At 59.1% G+C, this 1,389-nt stretch carries 2 protein-coding genes; both read right to left on the bottom strand.

Features of this window, described 5'->3' with window-relative positions; genetic code table 11:
- The coding region (umuC, locus tag CBW22_RS24085; RefSeq protein WP_141097364.1) for a translesion error-prone DNA polymerase V subunit UmuC at positions 1–792 on the bottom strand (792 nt) is incomplete at its 3' end.
- A gap of 8 nt (positions 793–800) precedes the next feature.
- Positions 801–1,250 (bottom strand): translesion error-prone DNA polymerase V autoproteolytic subunit, encoded by a 450-nt coding sequence (gene umuD / locus CBW22_RS24080; RefSeq protein WP_088518087.1) that lies wholly within the window; start codon positions 1,248–1,250, stop codon positions 801–803.
- Between the last annotated feature and the right edge of the window lie 139 nt (positions 1,251–1,389).

The following is a 1,389-nucleotide window of genomic DNA, read 5'->3' as shown; positions in this document are numbered from 1 at the left end:
CATGGCCACTTTTGTCGTAATGCGCTCACCAAAAGAGCGGCTGCAGACGATCTGCTGTTTCGCCGGCGCAAACTCCTCGAGGGGAATGCACGATTCCCCGTTGAGCTCGCGAACGGTGCGTTCAAGCACCACGCTGAAGTTTTTCCGGATGAGGGCAGGATGCGCGCGCGCCAGCTGCAGGGCGTTTTCAATGCCCATCAGGTTGAGCCGCCTGCTGATGCGCCGGCCGACGCCCCATATCTCCTCCACGGGCTGGTTTTCCAGCAGCGTCGCGGTACGCTTCGGATTATCCGGCGTCAGCGCCAGCACCCCGCGGAACTGCGGCCACTCCTTGCTGGCCCATTGTGCTGATTTTGAAAGGGTTTTTGTCGGCCCCATGCCCACGCCGACGGTCAGACCGGTCGTGGCCAGCACGTGGGCGCGCAGGCGCCGGCCGAAGTGCTCAAAGTCCTCGCAGCCATCGATGCCGGTTAAATCGAGGAACATCTCGTCAATTGAGTACTGCTCAACCTTCGGCGTCATTTCCTCCAGTGCCATCATGACCCTGTTCGATAACGAGTGGTATAGGGCGTAATTTGAGCTAAACACATGAATCTTATCAGGATATCCCTCATTTTTGATCTGAAACCACGGTGCGGCCATCTTTATGCCGAGTTTTTTGGCAGCGGCGCTGCGCGCGATTACGCAGCCGTCGTTGTTGCTCAGAACCACCACCGGCCTGCCGCGCAGGTCAGGGCGGAAGAGCGCCTCGCAGCTGGCATAAAAGGAGTTAACGTCGGCCAGACCAAACATGGGCATGATCACCTCCGGCGGGCTCGGGTACTGTTAAAGAACCAGGTCACGACGCCGAGCAGCTGCAGCTCCTCCGGGTAGATCACCGGGTAGGCCGGATTCATGGGCAGCAGCGCGAGCCTGGGCTGCAGCTGCAGACGCTTAACCGTAAACTCGCCGTTGACCTCGGCAATCACGATGTCGCCGTGCGCGGCTTCCTCGGCCCGGTCAACCACCATGACGTCGCCGTCGCAGAGGCCCAGGTCACGCATGCTGTTACCGCTGGCGCGCACGAAAAAAGTTGAGGCGCGCCGGCGGATGCACAGCTCATTCAGATCGAGTTCTTTCTCGACATAATCCTGCGCAGGGGAGGGGAAGCCGGCGGCGCACGGATCGGCATAAAGCGGTACCCTGACCTTCGGCGTAAAAATGGGTGGCCAGAGCAGCGTCAGGCCTGCGGTATAGCTGCCCGGGTTCATGATCTGCTGCCCCGGCCATGCTGCAGTGCGACTGCGAAAGAGCTGAGTAAATCGCGCATAAAATTCCTCCTGTTATTTTACTGTTTATATGTACAGTATTATTGAGGCGGAATTATCTGGCAAGAGGGAGCGAAACGGG

Origin of the sequence: Pantoea sp. VS1, assembly GCF_002207995.1 — a bacterium.
GTDB classification, from domain to species: Bacteria; Pseudomonadota; Gammaproteobacteria; order Enterobacterales; family Enterobacteriaceae; genus Pantoea; species Pantoea dispersa.
This window is presented reverse-complemented; position numbering and strand designations above follow the sequence as displayed.

Coding starts and splice junctions, on each gene's coding strand:
- umuD (WP_088518087.1), bottom strand. CDS start 1,250: ATGAACCCGGGCAGCTATACCGCAGGCCTGACGCTGCTCTGGCCACCC.